The organism is Alcanivorax sp. REN37 (assembly GCF_041102775.1).
Classification (GTDB): domain Bacteria; phylum Pseudomonadota; class Gammaproteobacteria; order Pseudomonadales; family Alcanivoracaceae; genus Isoalcanivorax; species Isoalcanivorax beigongshangi.
The window spans coordinates 217760-236997 of the sequence record NZ_JBGCUO010000001.1; the positions used below are offsets into that span (position 1 = coordinate 217760).

The 19238-nt window shown below is 64.7% G+C and carries 22 protein-coding genes; 13 read left to right on the forward strand and 9 right to left on the reverse strand.

All coding sequences use genetic code 11. The annotated features are described in order from the left end of the window. Positions 1–38: 38 nt before the first annotated feature. From AB5I84_RS00945 to AB5I84_RS00955, 3 genes are read left to right on the forward strand one after another with little or no spacing between them, the layout of a single operon-like run. Entirely contained in the window at positions 39–989 is a 951-nt protein-coding gene (locus tag AB5I84_RS00945; RefSeq protein ID WP_369453955.1) for a LysR family transcriptional regulator, read from the forward strand. Next, positions 986–1507, forward strand: a complete 522-nt coding sequence (locus AB5I84_RS00950) for a DUF4136 domain-containing protein (RefSeq protein WP_369453956.1) — start codon at positions 986–988, stop codon at positions 1505–1507. Before AB5I84_RS00945 ends, AB5I84_RS00950 begins: the two co-directional genes overlap by 4 nt. Before the next feature lie 16 nt (positions 1508–1523). Next, complete coding sequence (locus AB5I84_RS00955; RefSeq protein WP_369453957.1) at positions 1524–1973, forward strand: Rrf2 family transcriptional regulator; 450 nt, start codon at positions 1524–1526, stop codon at positions 1971–1973. Positions 1974–2391: 418 nt separating this feature from the next. Here the strand turns inward: AB5I84_RS00955 and AB5I84_RS00960 are convergent, their stop codons facing one another. Next, positions 2392–3552, reverse strand: a complete 1161-nt coding sequence (locus AB5I84_RS00960) for an NnrS family protein (protein WP_369453958.1) — start codon at positions 3550–3552, stop codon at positions 2392–2394. A gap of 79 nt (positions 3553–3631) precedes the next feature. Continuing rightward, positions 3632–4123: a DUF2938 family protein gene (locus AB5I84_RS00965; RefSeq protein ID WP_369453959.1), complete on the reverse strand. Its 492-nt coding sequence runs from the start codon at positions 4121–4123 to the stop codon at positions 3632–3634. 64 nt (positions 4124–4187) lie between these two features. On the opposite strand from AB5I84_RS00965, the gene AB5I84_RS00970 reads away from it, so the two are divergent. Then, entirely contained in the window at positions 4188–4598 is a 411-nt protein-coding gene (locus AB5I84_RS00970) for a helix-turn-helix domain-containing protein (protein WP_369453960.1), read from the forward strand. Between the two features lie 23 nt (positions 4599–4621). Here AB5I84_RS00970 and AB5I84_RS00975 read toward each other — a convergent pair whose 3' ends face one another. From AB5I84_RS00975 to ruvX, 4 genes are read right to left on the reverse strand one after another with little or no spacing between them, the layout of a single operon-like run. Further along, the gene (locus AB5I84_RS00975; RefSeq protein WP_369453961.1) at positions 4622–5908 is read right to left on the reverse strand and encodes a dihydroorotase; all 1287 of its coding nucleotides are present in this window, start codon (positions 5906–5908) and stop codon (positions 4622–4624) included. Beyond that, on the reverse strand, positions 5892–6893 hold the full coding sequence (locus AB5I84_RS00980; RefSeq protein WP_369453962.1) for an aspartate carbamoyltransferase catalytic subunit: 1002 nt from the start codon (positions 6891–6893) through the stop codon (positions 5892–5894). The genes AB5I84_RS00975 and AB5I84_RS00980 overlap by 17 nt, the downstream gene beginning before the upstream one ends. Before the next feature lie 2 nt (positions 6894–6895). Beyond that, positions 6896–7411, reverse strand: a complete 516-nt coding sequence (pyrR, locus tag AB5I84_RS00985; protein WP_439650172.1) for a bifunctional pyr operon transcriptional regulator/uracil phosphoribosyltransferase PyrR — start codon at positions 7409–7411, stop codon at positions 6896–6898. Further along, positions 7408–7836 carry a Holliday junction resolvase RuvX gene (gene ruvX / locus AB5I84_RS00990; protein ID WP_369453963.1) on the reverse strand — a complete coding sequence of 143 codons (429 nt, stop codon included), beginning with the start codon at positions 7834–7836 and terminating at the stop codon, positions 7408–7410. The genes pyrR and ruvX overlap by 4 nt, the downstream gene beginning before the upstream one ends. Before the next feature lie 335 nt (positions 7837–8171). On the opposite strand from ruvX, the gene AB5I84_RS00995 reads away from it, so the two are divergent. Genes AB5I84_RS00995 through AB5I84_RS01010 form a run of 4 tightly spaced genes read left to right on the forward strand, consistent with a single transcriptional unit; the run spans position 8172 to position 11881 of the window. After that, positions 8172–9122, forward strand: coding sequence for a siderophore ABC transporter substrate-binding protein (locus AB5I84_RS00995; RefSeq protein ID WP_369453964.1), 951 nt, complete (start codon positions 8172–8174; stop codon positions 9120–9122). Position 9123: 1 nt separating this feature from the next. Beyond that, positions 9124–10119 (forward strand): ABC transporter permease, encoded by a 996-nt coding sequence (locus AB5I84_RS01000; RefSeq protein WP_369453965.1) that lies wholly within the window; start codon positions 9124–9126, stop codon positions 10117–10119. Beyond that, positions 10116–11123: an iron chelate uptake ABC transporter family permease subunit gene (locus AB5I84_RS01005; protein ID WP_369453966.1), complete on the forward strand. Its 1008-nt coding sequence runs from the start codon at positions 10116–10118 to the stop codon at positions 11121–11123. Before AB5I84_RS01000 ends, AB5I84_RS01005 begins: the two co-directional genes overlap by 4 nt. Further along, positions 11120–11881, forward strand: a complete 762-nt coding sequence (locus tag AB5I84_RS01010) for an iron ABC transporter ATP-binding protein (protein WP_369453967.1) — start codon at positions 11120–11122, stop codon at positions 11879–11881. Before AB5I84_RS01005 ends, AB5I84_RS01010 begins: the two co-directional genes overlap by 4 nt. Positions 11882–12038: 157 nt before the next feature. Here the strand turns inward: AB5I84_RS01010 and AB5I84_RS01015 are convergent, their stop codons facing one another. The 3 genes from AB5I84_RS01015 to gshB all read right to left on the reverse strand — a co-directional run bounded on the left by AB5I84_RS01015 (position 12039) and on the right by gshB (position 14614). After that, positions 12039–12620: a YqgE/AlgH family protein gene (locus AB5I84_RS01015; protein WP_369453968.1), complete on the reverse strand. Its 582-nt coding sequence runs from the start codon at positions 12618–12620 to the stop codon at positions 12039–12041. 38 nt (positions 12621–12658) lie between these two features. Next, on the reverse strand, positions 12659–13537 hold the full coding sequence (locus AB5I84_RS01020) for a TonB family protein (protein WP_369453969.1): 879 nt from the start codon (positions 13535–13537) through the stop codon (positions 12659–12661). Positions 13538–13669: 132 nt separating this feature from the next. Further along, the gene (gene gshB / locus AB5I84_RS01025; RefSeq protein WP_369453970.1) at positions 13670–14614 is read right to left on the reverse strand and encodes a glutathione synthase; all 945 of its coding nucleotides are present in this window, start codon (positions 14612–14614) and stop codon (positions 13670–13672) included. Positions 14615–14833: 219 nt separating this feature from the next. Between gshB and pilG the strand changes: the two genes are divergently transcribed. The 5 genes from pilG (at position 14834) to AB5I84_RS01050 (ending at position 19237) form a co-directional block, all read left to right on the forward strand. Next, entirely contained in the window at positions 14834–15217 is a 384-nt protein-coding gene (pilG, locus tag AB5I84_RS01030; protein WP_369453971.1) for a twitching motility response regulator PilG, read from the forward strand. Between the two features lie 49 nt (positions 15218–15266). After that, positions 15267–15629 (forward strand): twitching motility response regulator PilH, encoded by a 363-nt coding sequence (gene pilH, locus AB5I84_RS01035; protein ID WP_369453972.1) that lies wholly within the window; start codon positions 15267–15269, stop codon positions 15627–15629. Between the two features lie 24 nt (positions 15630–15653). Continuing rightward, positions 15654–16199 (forward strand): chemotaxis protein CheW, encoded by a 546-nt coding sequence (locus AB5I84_RS01040; RefSeq protein WP_369453973.1) that lies wholly within the window; start codon positions 15654–15656, stop codon positions 16197–16199. A 164-nt stretch (positions 16200–16363) separates the two neighbouring features. Further along, a complete protein-coding gene (locus AB5I84_RS01045) occupies positions 16364–18343 on the forward strand; it encodes a methyl-accepting chemotaxis protein (RefSeq protein ID WP_439650173.1) in 1980 nt (659 codons plus the stop codon). A gap of 12 nt (positions 18344–18355) precedes the next feature. Beyond that, complete coding sequence (locus tag AB5I84_RS01050) at positions 18356–19237, forward strand: CheR family methyltransferase (protein WP_369453975.1); 882 nt, start codon at positions 18356–18358, stop codon at positions 19235–19237. Position 19238: the final 1 nt, after the last annotated feature.

Below are 19238 nucleotides of genomic sequence, written 5' to 3' on the forward strand. Positions count from 1 at the left end.
GTGATGCCGTTCAATCCAATTCTTCGATGATCCCGACCATGGCCGAGCCCCGTATCACTCTGGAACAGTGGCGCGCGCTGGTGGCGGTGGTGGACGCCGGCGGTTACGCCCAAGCCGCCGAGCAGCTCGACAAGAGCCAATCCGCGATCAGTTATGCGATCCAGAAACTTGAAACCGTGCTGTCGCTGCGGGTGTTTGCCCTGCAGGGCCGCAAAGCGGTGCTGACGCCGGCGGGCGAGCTGCTGTACCGCCGTGCCCACCATCTGCTGGCGGAAGCCGATGCGCTGGAGCGCAGTGCCGATGCTCTCGCCGGGCGCCAGGAAGCCCAGTTGCGGCTGGCGGTGGAGGCGCTGTATCCGATGTGGCTGCTGCTCGAGTGCCTCGATGAGCTGGGCCGGCAGTTCCCCGACACCCGCATTGAATGCACCGAAACGGTGCTCACCGGCACCGAAGAAGCGCTGCTGGATGGCCACGCAGACCTGGCGGTGATGAGCCGGGTGCCGGATGGTTTCATCGGCATTCCGTTGATGCGTTGCCGGTTCCTGCCGGTGGCAGCACCGCAGCATCCGCTGCATCAGATCCAGCGCCCGCTGACGTTGCGCGACCTGCAGCAGCATCGGCAACTGGTGCTGCGTGATTCCGGCAGTCGCCGCATCGATGCCGGCTGGCTTGGCTCCGAGCAGCGCTGGACGCTGAGTCACTTTGCCACCTCGATTCATGCCGCGTGCCAGGGGTTCGGTTTTGCCTGGTTCCCGGAGGAAAAAATCCGTCACGAACTGGCCAGCGGCCAGCTGCAGCCGTTGCAGCTGGAGCTGGGTTCCGAACGCTTCGCCGACCTGCATCTGGTGCAGGCGCAGGAGCATCCGGGACCGGTGGCGGAAGCGTTGGCACAGCTGTTGGTGGAGCGCACCGCGGAACTCTGCCGGCAGTTGGCGCATCCATCTTCCCAATCGGCACCCTCGGTGCCGTCTGATACGGAGCAGCGATGATGATCCGAGCTATGGTGATGGCGGCAATGTTGGTGGTGATCGGTGGCTGCGCCACCGTCAACCTCGATTACAACCCGGCGGTGCGCTTCGACAGCGACCGCAGCTTTGCGCTGGTGGCGCCGGAACAGCCCGGCTGGCGCACGCTGGATGGCCAGCGCATCGAAGCCGCGCTGGATCAGGGCCTGCGTGCCAAGGGGCTGCAACCAGCGGCGGCGGATGCCGCTGACATTCTGGTGCACTACCGCGTGGAGCCGCAGCTGCGCAATGAAAGCAGCGGTTTCAGCTACGGCTTCGGCTGGGGCCGTGGTCCGGCCGGCGTGGCGGTGATGACCAGCCCGGAAGGCTACGTGGTGAAGGAAGGCAAGCTGGTGGTGGAAATGGTGCGCAGCCAGGATCAGGACGCGGTGTGGCGCGCGGCCAGCCGTCGCTACCTCAATGAAGATATGACGCCGCAGCGCCGTGAGACGCTGATTCGCAGTCTGGTGGCGGACATGCTCAAACAATGGCCACCGCAGTGAATCGGGAGCGGCAGCGGTGCGGCTGACCCAGTACAGCGACCACGCGCTGCGGGTGCTGATCCACTTGGCGGTGCTGGGCGACGATGCCCGTACCACCATCAGCGCCATTGCCGAACGGCACCAGGTGTCGCGCCATCACATGGTGAAGGTGGTGCATCAACTCGGGCAGCTTGGCTACGTCGATACGCTGCGCGGCAAGGGCGGTGGCCTGCGGTTGGCCCAGCCGCCGGCACAGATCGTGCTGGGGGAAGTCGTGCGTCATACCGAGCGCCAATTGGATCTGGTGGAGTGCTTCAGCGATCCCGGCGCCTGCGTGCTGACGCCCCACTGCGGCTTGCGCGGTGTGCTCACGGAGGCGCTGGCAGCGTTTCTGGCAGTGCTCGACAGTTACACTCTGGCCGATCTGGTCGGCCCGGACGCCGCGCCGGCGCGGGCGTTCCTGTTGCGGGCGCCGCTATCAGCGTAATAGGTCTGGTGCGGCGCTGAGTGCGGGAGTGGTTGCCCTAGCCGTGGCTGCCAGGGTTCGATAGTGCGGAACCCGGAACCCGGAACCCGGAACCCGGAACCCGGAACCCCCTCGCACGCTAAGTTTTCTGGCGTTAGGAGGCTAAGTTAAATCCTGAATCCTGAATCCTGAATCCTGAATCCTGAATCCTGAATCCTGAATCCTGAATCCTGAATCCTGAATCCCAAATCCGGAATCTCGAATCTCAAACCCCAGATTCACGGAACCCCACGCCGGCTTTCCATGCGGCACTAGCTGTGCGTTTTGCTGATGCGCCCCGCACACTGGCGGCGTGAACATCTCCTCTAGGAGGTCGTCATATCGGCTTTTTTAGAGCAACCCACCGGGTCGCAATAGCGCTAGTGCCGGCGCACCCGCGTCAACCTGGCCGACCGTCCGCACGCGGAGACCACAACACCGGCGCATAGCGCCACAGCAGCAGCGCCCAAGCCAGCGTCCAAAGTGCAGCGGCCGTGCTGATGCCGGCCAGCCACGGCAGCAGACCGAGTGCCGCCAGCACCCGCACCAGCGCGGCGCCCTGCAGCGCCCAGTAGCCCCACACCATGCCCGGCAGCAGCTGCAACGGCCGTCCGGTATGGCCCATGCTGACGCGAGTGATCACGCCGAGAATCAGCGTCGCCATGGCGCCGGTGCCGAGGGCATGCAGCCAGGCGTTATCGGTGACCAGCGGGGTCGGTAAACGTGCCAGTGCCCACAGCGCATAGCCAACCACGATCCACAGGTGGCCGAAGTGCAGTACCCACAGCAGCGGCTCGCGCCGGATCGCCATGCTGCGCCAACCGGCCAGTCGCACCAGCGTCACCAGCGCGGTGACCGCACCCAGCGCCGCCGGCAGCCAGCCGCGTGCCAGCAGCAGCTGGGCTGCCAGCACCGCCAATGCGGCCAGGATGCCGAGTCGGTCGAGCCAAACGGAACGGCGCAGCGTCGTTGTCGAGCCGCCTTGGCGTTGCAACCAGTTGGCGGTAAACGCCGGCGTAATGCGGCCGCCGATCACCAGCATCAGTACGGTGGCGGCCAGCAGCAGCGCGTGCAACATCTGCGGTTGTTGGTACAGGTGGAAACTCAAATCCAGCGCCCACAACAGCGCCAGTACCGCCACCGGGCCCAACTGCCGCAATTGGCCGGCGCTGATCACACGCTGGGCCATGATCGCGGCCACCACCGGTAGGAACGCCAGGTCCAGCCCCAGTGCCAGCGGCTGACATGCCGCCGGCAGTAACGGCGCCAACCGGCCGCCCAGCCACAGCGCCCACAGGGCCAGCAGCCGGCCGCCAGCCAGCGGCGGTGTGCGGGTCCAGTTGCACACCGCCGTCAGCAGAAAGCCGGCAATGGCTGCGTTAAGCAGCCCCACGGTCATTTCATGCTGGTGCCACAGCAAGGCCGCCAGTTGGTGCTGTGGGCTGCCGTGCAGGCGCAGGCCGATCCACAGCGGCACCAGCACCAAGGCTGCGGCAGCAGTGGAGAGGAAGAATACCCGGAACGGATAGGCCCACAGGGCGAAAACAGATTGGCGCGGCATTGTGTTGCACTCGTTAGAACAAAGATTCTTTTTATATACATCTTTGTTGTCGGCCGCTATCGATCAACCGCCGAGCGGCTCAGCTCAGTGCCAGCAGGGAGCCGCTGCACCACAGGCCGATGCCGTACCAGCCGTGGGCCACCAGACTTTTGCGGCGTGCCGTCCAGGGCGCAGGCGTGTGGCGCGCGGCCAGGCCCATTCCCCATGCCGGCTGCATCAGGCACCAGGGCACCAGCACTGTGGCGACACCCACCATCAGGGCGCTACCGAGCTCAGGTGCTTGCAGCCAGCTGCGGCCTTGCCACAGCAACAACAGCAGCGCGAACACCACACCGGTGACATAGTGCAGCGCCCAGCCAATCACTTTCTCGTGCGCTTTCGGCAGGCCGTTGAACAGCAGCGCGTGGCGCCAGCGACCTTGGCGCAGGTAAGCCGCCCAGCGGCCGACGAAACGATAATCCGGCAGTGGGCTGCGCAGCAGTAGATGCTGGGCCACGCCGGCCAGGTCCATGAACAAGGTGGCGCCGATGCCGAGTAACAGCGCGTCCCACAACAGCGGCAGATAAGCCATGACAGACTCCGGATTGGGAGGGGAAGATGCCACTGTGCCCAATCAAGTCGACTTGAGGTCAAGCATGAGTGCGTTGGGAATTGCCGAAGTCAGCCGGCGTAGCGGATTGCCGGCCTCGGCGCTGCGTTATTACGAGCAGCGCGGGCTGATCCAATCAATCGGGCGTGAGGGGCGGCGCCGGGTGTTCGCTGAGTCAGTGTTGCAGCGGCTGGCGTTGATTGCCCTGGGCCAGCAGGGCGGGCTATCGCTGGACGCCATCGGCGCCATGCTCGGCCCCGGTGGCACGTTGAGGGTGGACCGGCCGCTGCTGCGTGACGCCGCCGACGAGTTGGGGCGTGAGATCCTGCGGTTGCTGCGGGTGCGCGATGCACTGCGGCATGTCGCCGAGTGCTCCGCGGCGGATCATTTGCAGTGCCCGGAATTCCAGAAGTTGTTGGCCGCGGCTACACGCCCGCCGCGCGCCGCCCCGGGTTGAAGCACCCGGGGCCGGGCGCGGTGTCAGGCGTCCGCCTGCCAAGTAACGCGGCCCTCGCACAGCGTCAGCTGCACTTGGCCCGGCAGGCTGTAGTTCAGCCATGGTGTGTTGCGGCCGGCGGACAACCAGCGTTCCGCCACTGGCCGGCGCCGGGCCGGGTCCACCACGCACAGGCTGGCGAGGCGGCCGTACTCCAGGCTGCCGCCGCGCACGCCTAGGCAACGCGCGGGTGCCTGAGTTACGGCATCTAACGCCCGCGCCAGTGGCAGTTGACCCTGCTCCACCAGTTCCAGCGTCAGCCCCAGCAGCGTATCGACGCCGGAGATGCCCGGTTCGGTGGACGGGAAGGGTGCCAGTTTGGCAGCAGCCGATAGCGGCGTGTGCTGAGAGCAAATGGCATCCAAGGTGCCGTCGGCGACGCCCTCCAGTAGCGCCGCGCGGTCAGTGGCGCTGCGCAGCGGCGGGTCCACATGGCAGAGGCTGTTGAAGCCGCGCACGGCGGTATCGTCCAGCCACAGGTGATGGATGCCGACATCCGCCGTCACTGCTTGGCCGGCAGCACGGGCAGCGCGCACCAGCGCCACGCTGTCGGCGGTGGTCAGCAGTTGCAGGTGCAGCCGTACGCCGGTGGCCTTGGCCAGCATCAGCGCGCGGGCCACATCCAGTGATTCGGCCAACGGCGGAATCCCCGGCAGCCCAAGGCGGGTGCTGACCGGGCCTTCGTGCACGCAGCCCCCGGCGCTAAGCGCCGCGTCCTGCGGCCGTACCACCACCGGCAGGTCGAAGGTGGCGGCGTATTCGAATGCCCGCTTGAGCACCAACGTGTCCTGCACCGGCTTGCCGGCATTGGCGAACGCCACGCAGCCGATATCGGCCAGGCTGCTCATTTCCGACAGTTGTGCACCGGCCAGCCCTTGAGTCAGGGCGCCGAGCGGCACCACCCGCGCGGCGGCGGCCCGCACTGAGCGTTCGCGAATCAGACGCACGGCGGCGGCGTGGTCGGCCACCGGGTCGGTGTCCGGCAGCGCCACCAGGTGGGTGATGCCGGCGGCGGCGGCGGCGTGGGTTTCCGACGCGATGGTACCGGCGCGGCCACGGGCGGGCTCGGACAGTCGGATGCAGCTGTCCACCAGACCGGGCAGTAGCCACAGCCCTTCGGCGTCGACCATGTCCACCCCGGGGGCGTCGAGGCTGGCACCGATGCGGCTGATGCGGCCGTCTTCCACTAGCAGGTCGGCGACTTCGTCACGGCCGCTGGCGGGGTCGATGACCCGCGCTTTGCGGATCAACAGATCAGCGTGCGGCTGCATGGGCGGCCTCCCGTTCGGTTTCGCGTCCACTCATGCACAGCGACATTACCGCCATGCGTACGGCAATGCCGAAGGTCACTTGGTGCAGGATCACTGCGCGCGGGCCGTCGGCCACTTCCGAGGCAATTTCGACGCCGCGGTTGATCGGGCCGGGGTGCATCACGATGGCATCCGGATGCGCCACCGCTAGGCGTTCGTTGGTCAGGCCGTAGAGGCGGAAAAACTCACTTTCCGACGGCAGCAGCGCAGCGCTCATGCGCTCTTTCTGCAGCCGCAGCGCGATCACCACGTCAGCATCGCGTAGGCCGTCTTCCAGTCGTGTAAACACCTTGGCGCCGAGGCTGTCGATATCGGCGGGCAGCAGCGTGCGCGGCGCTACCACGCGCACTTCCTCGGCGCCGAGGATGTTGAGTGCGTGGATTTCCGAGCGCGCCACCCGCGAATGCAGGATATCGCCGACGATTGCCACCTTGAGGCCGGCAAAACCGCCCTTGTAGTGGCGGATGGTGTACATGTCGAGCATCGCCTGGGTCGGGTGCGCGTGGCGCCCGTCGCCGGCGTTGATGATCGCCACCTCCGGGGTGGCATGCCGGGCGATGTAGTCCACCGCGCCGGAATCACCGTGGCGCACCACGAACATGTCGGCCGACATCGCTTCCAGGTTGCGCAGCATATCCATCAGCGTTTCGCCTTTGCTGGTGGAGGAGCGCGCGATGTCCATGTTCAGCACATCCGCCGACAGCCGCTTGGCGGCCAGTTCGAAGGTGGTGCGGGTACGGGTGCTGGGTTCGAAAAACAGGTTGATCACAGTCTTGCCGCGCAGCAGCGGCACTTTCTTGATGGAGCGATCGCCCACATCGACAAAGGAGGCAGCCGTGTCGAGGATCTCTTCGAGGATCGAGCGGGGCAGGGCGTCGATGGTCAGAAAGTTTCTAAGCCGGCCGGAGCCGGTGAGCTGCAGGGTGTCCGGGGACGGCTGGCTCATTATCACGCCTTCAGGGTCAGGATCTCCGCCTCGAGGGGGGCGGGCCCGCGTAATTCTACCCGCTGATCCGGGGCCAGTGCCAAGTGCTCACCGCACACGTCAGCTGCAAACGGCATTTCCCGTCGTCCGATGTCGAACAAAACCGCCAGTGTGATGCTTGCCGGCCGGCCGTAATCGAACAGCAAGTTGAGCGCGGCGCGGATGGTACGGCCGCTCATCAGCACATCGTCCACCAGCACGATGTGGGCGTTTTCTACTTCGAACGGCAATGCGCTGGGACGCACGCTGGGGTGCAGGCCGCGCCGTGAAAAGTCATCGCGGTAGAAACTGATATCGAGGGTGCCGAGCGGGCCAGTTTGGGCCAGCCGTCGGTGCAATTCCTCGGCGACCCAGACGCCGCCGGTGTGAATGCCCACTAATGCCGGGTCGGTGATATTTCGGGCTGCCAGATGCTGCTGAAGGTCATCGGCCATGCGCGCCAAGCGCGCATCGATGGCGGTACTGCTGAGGTCCGTCACAGGGTCTCTCCCGCTCCGTCGTTGAAATAGCTTTCGATCAGAATTACCGCCGCCAAACTGTCGACCCGCGGGTCCGGGCCGCCGCGGTAGGCGTCGCCCATGCGCTCGCGCGCCTCGCGCGTGGACAACCGTTCGTCCACCAGCGCCACCGGACGACCGTAGCGTCCCTTGAGCCGGTTGGCGAACTTGCGTGCCCGCCGCGCCAGCTCGCTGTCGCTGCCGTCCATGTTCAGCGGTAAGCCCACCACCAGCACTGCCGGCTGCCAGGTGGCCATCAGCGCTGCCATCTGATGCCAGTCGGGAATGCCGTCACGGCAGGGTAGGGCCGGTTGGGCGGTGCCGCTGGCGGTGAGTGACTGGCCGCTGGCGACGCCGATTTTCTGGGTGCCGAAGTCGAAGGCCAGCACCGTGATGATGGAGGACATGGGCGTCTCGTGACCGTTGCAAAGCGGCCATTGTGACCGGTTGGCGGGCGAATGGCAGCAGTGGTAATGCAGCGCCGACCGACAGCCGGCGGATACACCGCCTCGCGCGCCGCATCAGACAAACCGCGGCGGGGTTGATGGTCAAGCAAACGGCTTTATGACGCTTTGGCGATATTTTCAGTCGTTCTTGCTGTACCGGGTTGGTGGCCAAGCTTTGATAATCGAGACCGATTCTCATTTGCTGTTGTGTCCGGGGCGCAGTTGCATTGAGCCGGCCGGTCTCCGGTCGGCTTCATCGGCGTCCTTCCACTGCACCATCATCAGGAAACAGTCCCATGCCGCAGACCGCTCCATCGCCGTTGTTCCGTACTCTGACCGCCGCCTGGTTGGCGCTCAGCGCGCTACTGCTGTGCGCTCCGCTGGGTGCCCAAGCGGCCGAGGTGTCGATTCCCCACGCGCAGGGCACCACGGTGCTGAAGGGCGCGCCGGCCAAGATCATCACGCTAGATTTCGCGGTGCTGGATACCCTCGATACGCTTGGTGTGCCGGTGCTGGGCGTGCCGTCGGCGGTGGTGGTGCCGCCGCGGCTGGCGCACTACCAGGAGGACGCGCTGAACGCTGGCACGCTGTTCGAGCCGGATTACGAAGCCATCCACGCGGCGTCGCCGGACCTGATCATTGTCAGCGGCCGTTCCGCTGCCAAGTACGGGGCACTGCGCCGCATTGCGCCCACCGTGGACCTGTCCCCGGCGGATGCCGACCTGATCAAAAACGTGGAAGCCCGCACCCGGCTGCTGGCCGACCTGTTCGGCAAGCAGCAGCAAGCGGAGGCTAAACTGGCCGCCATCCACGCCTCCATTGATGAGCTGAAGGCCCTGAGCGCCGACACCGGCCCGGCGCTGGTGATTCTCACCACTGGCGGCAAGATGAGCGCCTACGGTCCCGGTTCGCGCTTCGGCGCCATCCACGATGCGTTCGGCTTCAAGCCGGCGGATGACGGCTTGAAAGTGTCGCTGCACGGTCAAGCGATCTCGTTCGAATACCTGGTTAAAACCAACCCGGAATGGCTGTTCGTGGTGGACCGCGATGCGGCCATCGGCCAAGAAGGCCAGTCTGCGCGCCGCCTGCTCGACAACGAGCTGGTGCACAAGACCACTGCTTGGCAGAAAGGCCAAGTGGTGTACCTGAACACCGTCAACTGGTACCTGCTGGAAAGCGCCGGCTTAACCGCACTGCAGGAAAACGTCGAGCAGTTGATCGAGGTGTTGGCGCAGCCAGCCTCCTGACATGACTCTGGTGCACCCCACAGGCCGCGTCCGCAACGCGGCCTTTTTTGCCTTGTCCCTGTTGGCGCTGGCGTTGTTGGTACTGGTCAGCATCAGCATTGGTGCCGGCGACTTTTCGTGGTCGGAGCTGCGTCATGGGCGCGCTTCTGAGGCGTGGTCGCTGGTGGCCATCAGCCGTCTGCCGCGCACGCTGGCGCTGTTGTTGGCCGGCGTATCGCTGGCGGTGGCTGGTTTCCTGATGCAGATGATCGTGCAGAACCGCTACGTGGAGCCGACGACCGCCGGCACCAGTGAGTCGGCGATGCTCGGCATCCTGTTCGTGATGCTGGTGATGCCGGATATTCCGGTCATCGGCCGCATGCTGATTGCGTCCGGCTTCGCGCTGGCTGGCACCCTGTTGTTCCTGCTGATCCTGCAGCGAGTACCGCTGCGTTCGCCGTTCCTGGCGCCGCTGATTGGGTTGGTGCTGGGCGGTGTGGTGCACGCGGTGGCCACGTATTTTGCCTACCGCCACGACATGATGCAGTCGCTGCATGCGTGGATGACCGGCGACTTTTCCGGCGTACTGCGCGGGCGGTACGAAATGCTCTGGATCGGCTGCGTGCTGGCGGCGGTGACTTACTTGGTGGCGGACCGTTTCACCATCCTCGGCATGGGCAAAGGGTTTAGCACCAATCTCGGCATCAACCATCGTGGCTTGATGCTGTTCGGGCTGGTGATCATTGCGTTGATCGCCACCGTGGTCGGCGTCACCGCCGGCACCATTCCGTTTCTTGGTCTGATCGTACCCAACGTGGTGAGCCTGGTGCTGGGCGACAACATGCGCCGGGCACTGCCATGGATCGCCTTGATGGGCGGCGGGTTGGTGCTGCTGTGCGACATTATCGGGCGACTGGTGCGCTATCCCTATGAAATCCCGATCGGGGTGATTATGGGCGTGGTCGGCAGCATGCTGTTTCTGCTGCTGATTCTGCGCGGGCGCGAGGTGCCGTCATGATTCCTCGGATGGATGCGGCGCCGCCGGCCCGCAATTTGTGGCACCAGCGCTGGCGTGGGGTGCAGTTGCGGCTGTTGCTGATGCTGCTGGCGGCACTGGCCGCGGCGGCGCTGTTCATGACCGCCGGTAGCTCCGGCGATTGGTCGTTCCTGCTGATGTTCCGCGGCACCAAACTGGCGGTGATGGTGCTAGTGGCCTGCGCCATCGCGGTGTCCACGGTGCTGTTCCAAACCATTACCCACAACCGCATTCTGACGCCGGCGTTGATCGGCTTCGATGCGCTCTATGCGTTGATCCAGGCCGCCGCCGCTTACGGGCTGGGCAGCGAGCTGGCCCAGCTCGGTGAGGCGTCGGTGGGGCAGTTCTTGGTGCAAGTGGTGGTGATGGCCGGACTCGCCTGTGCGCTGTTCTTCTGGTTGTTCACTGACAGCACCCAAAGCCTGCATCGCATGATCTTGGTGGGAATCATCTTTGGCCTGCTGTTCCGCAGCCTGACCAACCTGATCATGCGCATGATCGATCCCAACGAGTTTCTGGTGTTGCAGGACCGGCTGTTCGCCTCGTTCAACTACGCCGAAGGATCGCTGCTGATAGTGGCAGCAGTGCTACTCGGCGCTTGTGCGTTGGTGGCGTGGCGGCTGCTGCCGCGTTACGACGTGATTGCGCTGGGGCGGCCGATGGCGGTGGGGCTGGGGGTGCAGTACCACCGCACCGTGCTGCTGACGCTGGTGCTGATCGCGGTGATGGTGTCGGTGTCCACCGCGCTGGTGGGGCCGATCACCTTCCTCGGCCTGTTGGTCAGCAACTTGGCTTATTTCCTGCTCGGCACCGACCGCCACCGCTATACCTTGCCGGCCGCAATCCTGATTGCCATCACCTTGTTGGTGGGCGGTCAGGCGGTGCTGGAGCACGTGCTGAAGCTGGGTACTTCCGTCAGTGTGGTCATCGAGTTTGTCGGCGGCCTGCTGTTCCTTGTCCTGATCACCGCCAAGGCAAAACGATGATTGAAGCGATCCAACTGACCAAACGCTACGCCGACACTTTAGTGGTGGACGAGGTGTCACTGCGTATCGCCGCCGGCGGCATGACGGTGATTATCGGCCCCAATGGCGCCGGCAAATCCACGCTGCTGGGGATGATCAGCCGGTTGCTGCCGATGAGCAGCGGTAAAGCGCGTGTGGACGGCATGGATGTGCGCCACAGCGATACCACCGAGCTGGCCAAGCGGTTGGCGATCCTCAAGCAAGACAACCATGTGGCGTTGCGCTTGACGGTGCGGGAGTTGGTGGCGTTCGGCCGCTTCCCGCATTCGCGCGGACGGCTGAGTGCCGAGGATCAACGCCATATCGACGACGCCATCCGTTACCTAGGCTTGGAAGCACTGCAGGAGCGCTTTCTTGACCAGCTGTCCGGCGGCCAGCGCCAGCGCGCGTTCGTAGCCATGGTGCTATGTCAGCAGACCGATTATGTGCTGCTCGATGAGCCGCTTAACGGCCTCGATATGCGCCATGCGGTGGCGATGATGGAAACGCTGCGCCAGGCCTGTGACGAGCTGGGAAAAACCGTGGTGATGGTGCTGCACGACATCAATTTCGCGTCTTGCTATGCGGACACCATCGTGGCGATGCGGGATGGCAAAGTCGTGCAGCATGGGCCGCCAGCGGAACTGATTACGGCGCCGATGCTGACCGATTTGTACGGCACACCGGTGACCGTGCACAACATCGACGGCCAGCGCATCTGCGTCTACTACAGCGCGTGAGTTAAAGCCCCGGCAGCAGGCATAAAAAAACCGGCGGGGTGGACCACGCCCGCCGCGTCAACGCCGTTTCGGCAAACCGACAACTCACTGCATAACGCCAGCATGCGCCTGTCATATGACGCTTTGATGGCGCTGCAGTGAGCAGCCGATGACAGCGTCAGGCGTGGCCGGCGGTGGCGCTCAGCAGCCGCAGGTCGACGCCGAGCAGGTGCGCCGCAGCGTGCCAGCGTTCTGGGAACGGTACCTCGAACACCCAGTTCTGAGTCGGTGCCGGCACCGTCAGCCAGACGTTTTCGGCCAGCTCTTGTTCCAGCTGGCCCGCGTCCCAACCGGCATAACCGAGCACGATCAACGAGCGTTCCGGCCCTTGGCCGCAGGCAATGGCCGCCAGCACATCGCGCGAGGTGGTCAGCCATAGCCCCGGTGCCAGCACCACCGTGGATTGCCACATTTGCTGGCACGGCGGGTGCAGGATAAAGCCAGTCTGCGGATCCACCGGCCCGCCGGACAGCACCGGGTGCAGCGCCGGGTCGACGCTCACGCGCGGCACGATATCCATGCTTTCGAACACCCGCTGGATGGTCAGTGCTTGCGGCCGATTGAGGGTCAGCCCCATGGCGCCCTCGGCGCTGTGCTCGATCACGTAGGTGACGGTCTGATCGAAGCCCGGATCATCGAGATGGGGCATGGCGATCAGCAGGTGGTGGGCAAGGCCGGAGGTGGGTTCAGGAGTGGTCATGGCGCCCAGTATGGCAGTGCCGCCGGCGGCGGCAAGTATCAGTGGCTGGTGAGAATGCGGCGCGCATCGAAGCGCCAGGTGCGGATGATTTCTAGCACATCGACCTTGTCGCGCAACTCGCCGCTGAACGGCGTGAATGGCGCTGCCCGCTGCACGCTGTCCACCGCCGCTTGGTCGAGGAATGCATGGCCGGAGGAGGCGAGGATCTGCACCTCTTTGACGCGCCCGTCGCGGGTCAGCGCCACCATCAGCCGCACATTGCCGAAGGTGTTCTCGGCCAGCGCTCGGGCCGGGAAGTACTGGGTGCCGGTGGTTTCTACAGCGCGGCGGAATTGGTCGATGTAGGCGGCCTCGTAATGGGCGCGGGCAGACACCGAGGTCAGCGTATGCACCCGTGGCCGGCGCGCGTAGGCCTGCTGCTGGGCGTCGAGTCGTGCTTGCAGGCTGGCGATCTCGCGGCTCAGCGCGGCCAACGATTCTTGGTCACCTGCCGGCAGTGGTGCCGGGGCGGGGGGGGCCGCCTTTTCCGGGCGCGGCGCAGCGCGCTGGCTGGAGGCGCCGCGGGTGGTGATCACTACCGTGGTCAGCTCGCCTTGGGTGGGCAGTACCGCCGGGGGCGTGGTTTGCACGTCCTGCTGTTGCTGATCGGCGAAGTCGGCTTCGGTCTGGGTGGTGACATCGGCACGGTGATCTAGATCACCGGAGCCGTCTTGGTCGATCTGGGCGAGGAAATCGGCGTCATCGTTGCGGCGGTCGGATTGGTACTGCGCCAGCGTTACATCCAGCGTCGGGGCTGGCGGGGGTGCCGGCGGCGCAACGAACACCACGCCGAGAATCACCACTGCAATGGCGGCAGCAGAGAAAAACAGCGTGAAGCCGAGCCGGTCGTTGGCGCTAACGGTGGTGTGTTGGTTCATGCCCCGGAGATACCCGCGAGAAGGCGGACCGGACTCCCCCCGGAGACGGCCCGCATTGAATCCAGCGAGTCTGCCGCCGCCACCGGGGCTTGTCCATTCACCGGGTCGCAAAACCGCACCCGGTGGTCGGGTTCAGCGCAGCGCCAACAGCGCGTCGAACAAATCACCGGCAATGTTGAGGTTGAACTGTGCGTCCAACTCGCGAATGCAGGTGGGGCTGGTGACGTTGATCTCGGTGAGGTAGTCGCCGATCACGTCCAGTCCGACGAAGTAGAGCCCTTTTTCGCGCAGCACCGGGCCCACTTGGGCACAGATCCAGCGGTCGCGCTCGGTCAATGGCCGGCCTTCACCGGTGCCGCCAGCGGCCAGGTTGCCACGGGTTTCGCCCTGCATCGGCACCCGCGCCAGGGCGTAGGGCACCGGCTCGCCGTTGATCATCAGGATGCGCTTGTCGCCCTGCACGATCTCGGGAATGTAGCGCTGCGCCATGATCGGTGTGCGGCCGTGTTCGGTGAGCACCTCGATGATGACGGACAGGTTCGGGCTGCCGGCCTCGACGCGGAAGATATTGCTGCCGCCCATGCCGTCCAGCGGCTTGAGCACGGTGTCGCGGTGCTCGGCCACAAATGCCTTGAGCAGGTCGGCGCGCGAGGACACCAGCGTCGGCGTGCAGCACTGCGGGAATTCGGTAGCGAACAGTTTCTCGTTGCAGTCGCGCACGCTCTGCGGCCGGTTCACCACCATCACTCCCTCGCGCTCGGCTTTTTCGAGCAGGTAAGTGACATACAGGTAGTGATTGTTGAACGGCGGGTCCTGGCGCATTAGCACCATGTCCAGCTCGGCCAGCGGCAGGGTGCGGGCTTGTCCGAGGTCAAACCAGTGCGAGGTGTCATCGGTCACACTCAGCGCCTGGGTGGTGGCATGGACGCGGCCATCCTGAACGAACAGGTGTTCCGGCTCCATGTAGTGCAGGGTCCAGCCGCGGCGCTGGGCCTCCAGCAGCATGGCGAAGGTGGAATCCTTGTACGGCTTGATGGTGGCAATGGGGTCCATCACGACCCCGATAGCGAGCGACATGGCGTTACTCCTGCGAAACGGCGGCGGTCATGGTAGCAAGCGTGCGACACAGCCGTCATGGTCGCCGCCGATCCGTGGCAAGGGTGTTGAATCTGTGCTAAAAACACGCCACGGCTCAGAAGAATGGGTGATTGGTGTGCCGGTTTCTCACCAGAAGGCATGAACCACAACGCTTTGAAGCCTCCTCCATCGCTGATCACAGTTCAAAAGGCAGCTTCCATGACGGACAATTTCCAGGGTCTCAAGGTGATGGTGATCGACGACTCCAAGACGATTCGTCGCACCGCAGAAACCTTGCTGCAAAAGGCAGGATGCACAGTCATTACCGCCACTGACGGCTTCGATGCACTGGCCAAAATCGCTGATTCGCGGCCGAATATTATTTTCGTCGACATCATGATGCCGCGTCTGGATGGCTACCAGACCTGCGCGCTGATTAAGAACAACAGCGCGTTCAAGACCACGCCGGTGATCATGTTGTCGAGCAAAGACGGTTTGTTCGACAAGGCCAAAGGGCGCATTGTCGGCTCAGACGAATACCTGACCAAACCGTTTTCCAAGGAAGAATTGCTGGGGGCGATCCGCCAGCACGCAGCGTCCTGAACGACTGCAACCCGCCGGGGGGCGGTTTAACAAGACTTGAGGGGATCACATGGCGCGCATCCTGATCGTGGACGATTCACCCACGGAAACCTACAAGTTCCGGGAAATCCTGGAAAAACACGGCCACACCGTGCTCGAAGCAGCCAACGGTGCCGATGGCGTGGCGCTGGCCAAGGCCGAGCGTCCTGATTTGGTGCTGATGGACGTGGTGATGCCGGGCCTGAACGGCTTCCAGGCCACCCGCCAACTCACTCGCAGTGACGACACCGCCACCATCCCGGTGGTGATCATCACCACCAAGGATCAGGAAACCGACCGCGTGTGGGGCAAGCGCCAAGGCGCCCGTGATTACCTGACCAAGCCGGTGGACGAACACATCTTGATCGATACTGTCAGCCGCGTGCTCGGCTGAGCCGGTGCGACCTAGGGGGACACCATGAACGCGGCCTCGGCAGCCTACGCCACGCTGGCGGATTTCCACGCCCGCAGCCGGCATCTTGCCGTCCAGCTTCCGATCGAACAGCAGCGCACCGAGCAATGGAGCGGCATCGGTGTAGTGCTCGGCGGTGTGCGTCTGGTGGCGCCGCTGGACCAAGTGGCAGAAATCCTCAACCAACCGCCCTACACCCGGGTGCCGGGCGTGCTGAACTGGCTCAAGGGCGTGGCCAACGTCCGCGGCCGGCTGATGACGGTGATGGACCTGCCCGGCTTTCTCGACCTGCCGTCCACGGTGCCAGAGCGCCGGCGCCGCTTGTTGGTGGTGGACGAAGGCGATCTTTATACCGGTATGGCGGTGGACGAAGTGCTCGGCATGCAGCATTTCCCGCCCAGCGCCTGGCGTGACACGCCGCCGCCGGTGAGCGGGCCGTTGGCGCCCTATATCGACGGTGCCTACGAGCGTGATGGTCAGTGGTGGCCGGTGCTGAGCTTGCACCGGCTGGTGGATGATCCGCGTTTTCTTGACGTCGCGCGGAGTCATTAGAACAACCCGGCGGCGCCGCCGCCGGACAGGTACCCCGCCGGCCGCGCGCAGCGTGAGTCCGGCCACGCCGGCGGTGGGGTGCGCATTGATTGAGCGAACAGGTCAGGCCGGGGAGCCAAACTATGAAGTTCACATCGGGGCAACTGCTTGTCAGATTGCGGGGAATGATCGGCGGCAGTCCGGCGTCACTGGTGCTGACTGCTGGGGCGGTACTGACCATGGTCGCCGCCATTGTCACCTTCGTGATGCTGGCGGTGCAGGCCGGCACATCCAAACAGCAGGTGACCACCGCCGCAGAAATGCGCGTGCTGTCGCAGCAGTTGGCCAAGAACGCGCTGGAAGCGGCGGCCGGCAACGGCGACGCCTTCGCATTGTTGGCCCGTGCCCAACGTGACTACCAGACTGCCTGGGACACGGTGCGCGATGCCGACATCGATGCCGAGCTGGCGCGACAGCTGGAGCAGACCTGGCGCGGCGTAAGCCGCAACACCGAAGTGATCCTGCGCGGTGAAGACACCGTGGTGGCGCTGCACGATGTGGCAGAAGCCTTGGGTGAAGCCATCCCGATCATTCAAGACGAATCCGAGGAAGTGGTGCGGGTGATGATTCGCCTCGGCGCCGGTCCCGACCAAGTAGCCTTTGCCCAGCGTCAATCGTGGCTGGCAGAGCGCATCGTGCGCTCGGTGGCGCGTATCCTTGCCGGCGGTGATGGTGCCAAGCAGGCGGCCGACGCCTTCGGCACGGATGCCGAGCGCTTTGCGCGAGTATTGGAGGGCCTGATCACCGGCGACGCCGGTCTCGGCGTGCTGGCCAATACCGACGAGCTGGTACTCAATCCGCTGGCCGAAATCGCCAGCCTATTCGACGAGTACGTGACCCGTTCCTTGGACGAAATTCTCGAAACCGCGCCGCAGCTGACCGAAGTGCGCGCGGCCGCCGATAACATCTTCCGCCAGACCCAGGACCTGCTGGCGGCGGCCACGACCCTGAACGATGCCTTCGAGCGCTCCACCGCTGGGCTGTTCCCGTCGGTGCCGCTGGGGCTGCTGTTTGCGCTGCTGTCGGCGATCCTGCTCGGCGCCCAGTTGTTCCTGCGCTCGCGCGTGGGGCGCCGTCAGCGTGAGCGGCTGGAGTCCGAAAACCAGCGTAACCAAGCGGCGATTCTGCGACTGCTCGACGAACTCGGCGACTTGGCTGACGGTGACCTGACGGTAGAGGCCACGGTGACCGAGGACTTTACCGGTGCCATCGCGGACTCCATCAACTACTCCATTGACCAGCTGCGTTCGTTGGTACAGACCATCAACCAGACCGCGGTGCAGGTGGCGTCGGCGGCTCAGGAAACCCAGTCCACTGCGATGCACTTGGCGGAAGCGTCCGAGCACCAGGCGCAGGAAATCGCCGGTGCCTCGGCGGCGGTGAACGAAATGGCGGTGTCGATCGACCAGGTATCCGCCAACGCCGCCGAATCCGCAGCGGTGGCAGAGCGCTCCGTAGGTATCGCCAACAAAGGCGCCGATGTGGTGCAGTCCACCATCCACGGCATGGACACCATTCGTGAGCAGATCCAGGAAACCTCCAAGCGTATCAAGCGGCTGGGTGAGTCTTCCCAGGAGATCGGCGACATCGTGTCGTTGATCAACGACATCGCCGACCAGACCAACATTTTGGCGTTGAACGCTGCCATTCAGGCGTCCATGGCCGGTGAAGCGGGCCGGGGCTTTGCGGTGGTTGCGGACGAAGTACAACGGCTTGCAGAGCGCTCCGCCGGCGCCACCAAGCAGATTGAAACGCTGGTTAAAACCATTCAGACCGATACCAACGAAGCGGTGATCTCAATGGAGCACACCACCGCTGAAGTGGTGAAAGGCGCGCGTCTGGCACAGGACGGTGGTGTGGCACTGGAGGAGATCGAGACGGTATCTAAGAGCCTTGCTGACCTGATCCAAAACATCTCCAACGCGGCGCGCCAGCAAGCGGCGTCTGCCGGCCATATTTCCAACACCATGAACGTGATCCAGGAGATCACCTCGCAGACCTCTGCGGGCACCACCGCCACCGCACGCTCGATCGGTAACTTGGCTCAAATGGCGCAGGAAATGCGTCAGTCGGTGGCCGGTTTCCGTCTGCCCGAGCACGAGTGACGGCGGGCGGTCATGGCGGTCCAGGAGGGCACTCCGACCAGCGGCATCCAGCGCGCACCAGCGATGGATGCCGAGCAGTTTGCGCTGTGGCGTACGCTGCTTGAGCAGCGCACCGGCATGACTCTGACGCCGGAGCGGCAGCCGTTTCTGGAAGCCAGTCTTTACGGCCGCATGCGCAGCCTCGGCGTCGGCGACTATGCGCAGTATCACACTAGGCTGGTCACTGCCCCGGCGCCGGTGCAGGCGATGGAATGGGCAGTGTTGGTGGACCGGCTGACGGTGCAGGAAACCAGTTTCTTCCGCCATCCGCCGTCGTTTGCGCTGGTACAGCGCAGCGTGCAGCAGTGGCTGGAAGCAGCGCCGGCGCGCCGCACTCTGGATTTGTGGAGCGTTGGCTGCAGTACCGGTGAAGAGCCGTACTCGTTGGCGATGCTGGTGGACGATGCGCTGCGAGCCAGCAACAGCCGCTGCCTGTACAGCATCACCGCCACCGACATCAGCGCGCCGGCGCTGGCCCAGGCGCGCGCCGGGCGTTATGCGGAGCGGCGCGTCGAGCGGGTGCCGGGCTCTTACCGCTCGCGTTACCTGACACCGCTGGATGAATCGCACTGGCAGGTAAAGCCGGCGCTGCAGGAACGGGTGTGTTTTGCGCGGCAGAATGTGATCGAGCTGGCGCACAGCCCGCTCGGCAATATGGATCTGATTTTTTGCCAAAACATGCTGATTTATTTCCGCCGTTGGCGGAAACGCGACATCGTGTCGCGCCTGGCCGAACGGCTGGCACCGGGGGGCTTGCTGGTGTTGGGCCCAGGGGAAATGACGGACTGGCACCATCCGCTACTGCAGCGGCTGCCCTCGGCGGGCACGCTGGCATACCGGCGGACAACAGCGTGAC

What these genes read in the sequence shown, in the direction of transcription:
- AB5I84_RS00945 (WP_369453955.1), top strand. Translation starts at nt 39, where the DNA reads ATGGCCGAGCCCCGTATCACTCTGGAACAGTGGCGCGCGCTGGTGGCG.
- AB5I84_RS00950 (WP_369453956.1), top strand. Translation starts at nt 986, where the DNA reads ATGATGATCCGAGCTATGGTGATGGCGGCAATGTTGGTGGTGATCGGT.
- AB5I84_RS00960 (WP_369453958.1), bottom strand. Translation starts at nt 3,552, where the DNA reads ATGCCGCGCCAATCTGTTTTCGCCCTGTGGGCCTATCCGTTCCGGGTA.
- AB5I84_RS00965 (WP_369453959.1), bottom strand. Translation starts at nt 4,123, where the DNA reads ATGGCTTATCTGCCGCTGTTGTGGGACGCGCTGTTACTCGGCATCGGC.
- AB5I84_RS00970 (WP_369453960.1), top strand. Translation starts at nt 4,188, where the DNA reads ATGAGTGCGTTGGGAATTGCCGAAGTCAGCCGGCGTAGCGGATTGCCG.
- AB5I84_RS00975 (WP_369453961.1), bottom strand. Translation starts at nt 5,908, where the DNA reads ATGCAGCCGCACGCTGATCTGTTGATCCGCAAAGCGCGGGTCATCGAC.
- AB5I84_RS00980 (WP_369453962.1), bottom strand. Translation starts at nt 6,893, where the DNA reads ATGAGCCAGCCGTCCCCGGACACCCTGCAGCTCACCGGCTCCGGCCGG.
- ruvX (WP_369453963.1), bottom strand. Translation starts at nt 7,836, where the DNA reads ATGTCCTCCATCATCACGGTGCTGGCCTTCGACTTCGGCACCCAGAAA.
- AB5I84_RS00995 (WP_369453964.1), top strand. Translation starts at nt 8,172, where the DNA reads ATGCCGCAGACCGCTCCATCGCCGTTGTTCCGTACTCTGACCGCCGCC.
- AB5I84_RS01000 (WP_369453965.1), top strand. Translation starts at nt 9,124, where the DNA reads ATGACTCTGGTGCACCCCACAGGCCGCGTCCGCAACGCGGCCTTTTTT.
- AB5I84_RS01005 (WP_369453966.1), top strand. Translation starts at nt 10,116, where the DNA reads ATGATTCCTCGGATGGATGCGGCGCCGCCGGCCCGCAATTTGTGGCAC.
- AB5I84_RS01010 (WP_369453967.1), top strand. Translation starts at nt 11,120, where the DNA reads ATGATTGAAGCGATCCAACTGACCAAACGCTACGCCGACACTTTAGTG.
- AB5I84_RS01015 (WP_369453968.1), bottom strand. Translation starts at nt 12,620, where the DNA reads ATGACCACTCCTGAACCCACCTCCGGCCTTGCCCACCACCTGCTGATC.
- AB5I84_RS01020 (WP_369453969.1), bottom strand. Translation starts at nt 13,537, where the DNA reads ATGAACCAACACACCACCGTTAGCGCCAACGACCGGCTCGGCTTCACG.
- gshB (WP_369453970.1), bottom strand. Translation starts at nt 14,614, where the DNA reads ATGTCGCTCGCTATCGGGGTCGTGATGGACCCCATTGCCACCATCAAG.
- pilG (WP_369453971.1), top strand. Translation starts at nt 14,834, where the DNA reads ATGACGGACAATTTCCAGGGTCTCAAGGTGATGGTGATCGACGACTCC.
- pilH (WP_369453972.1), top strand. Translation starts at nt 15,267, where the DNA reads ATGGCGCGCATCCTGATCGTGGACGATTCACCCACGGAAACCTACAAG.
- AB5I84_RS01040 (WP_369453973.1), top strand. Translation starts at nt 15,654, where the DNA reads ATGAACGCGGCCTCGGCAGCCTACGCCACGCTGGCGGATTTCCACGCC.
- AB5I84_RS01045 (WP_439650173.1), top strand. Translation starts at nt 16,364, where the DNA reads ATGATCGGCGGCAGTCCGGCGTCACTGGTGCTGACTGCTGGGGCGGTA.
- AB5I84_RS01050 (WP_369453975.1), top strand. Translation starts at nt 18,356, where the DNA reads ATGGCGGTCCAGGAGGGCACTCCGACCAGCGGCATCCAGCGCGCACCA.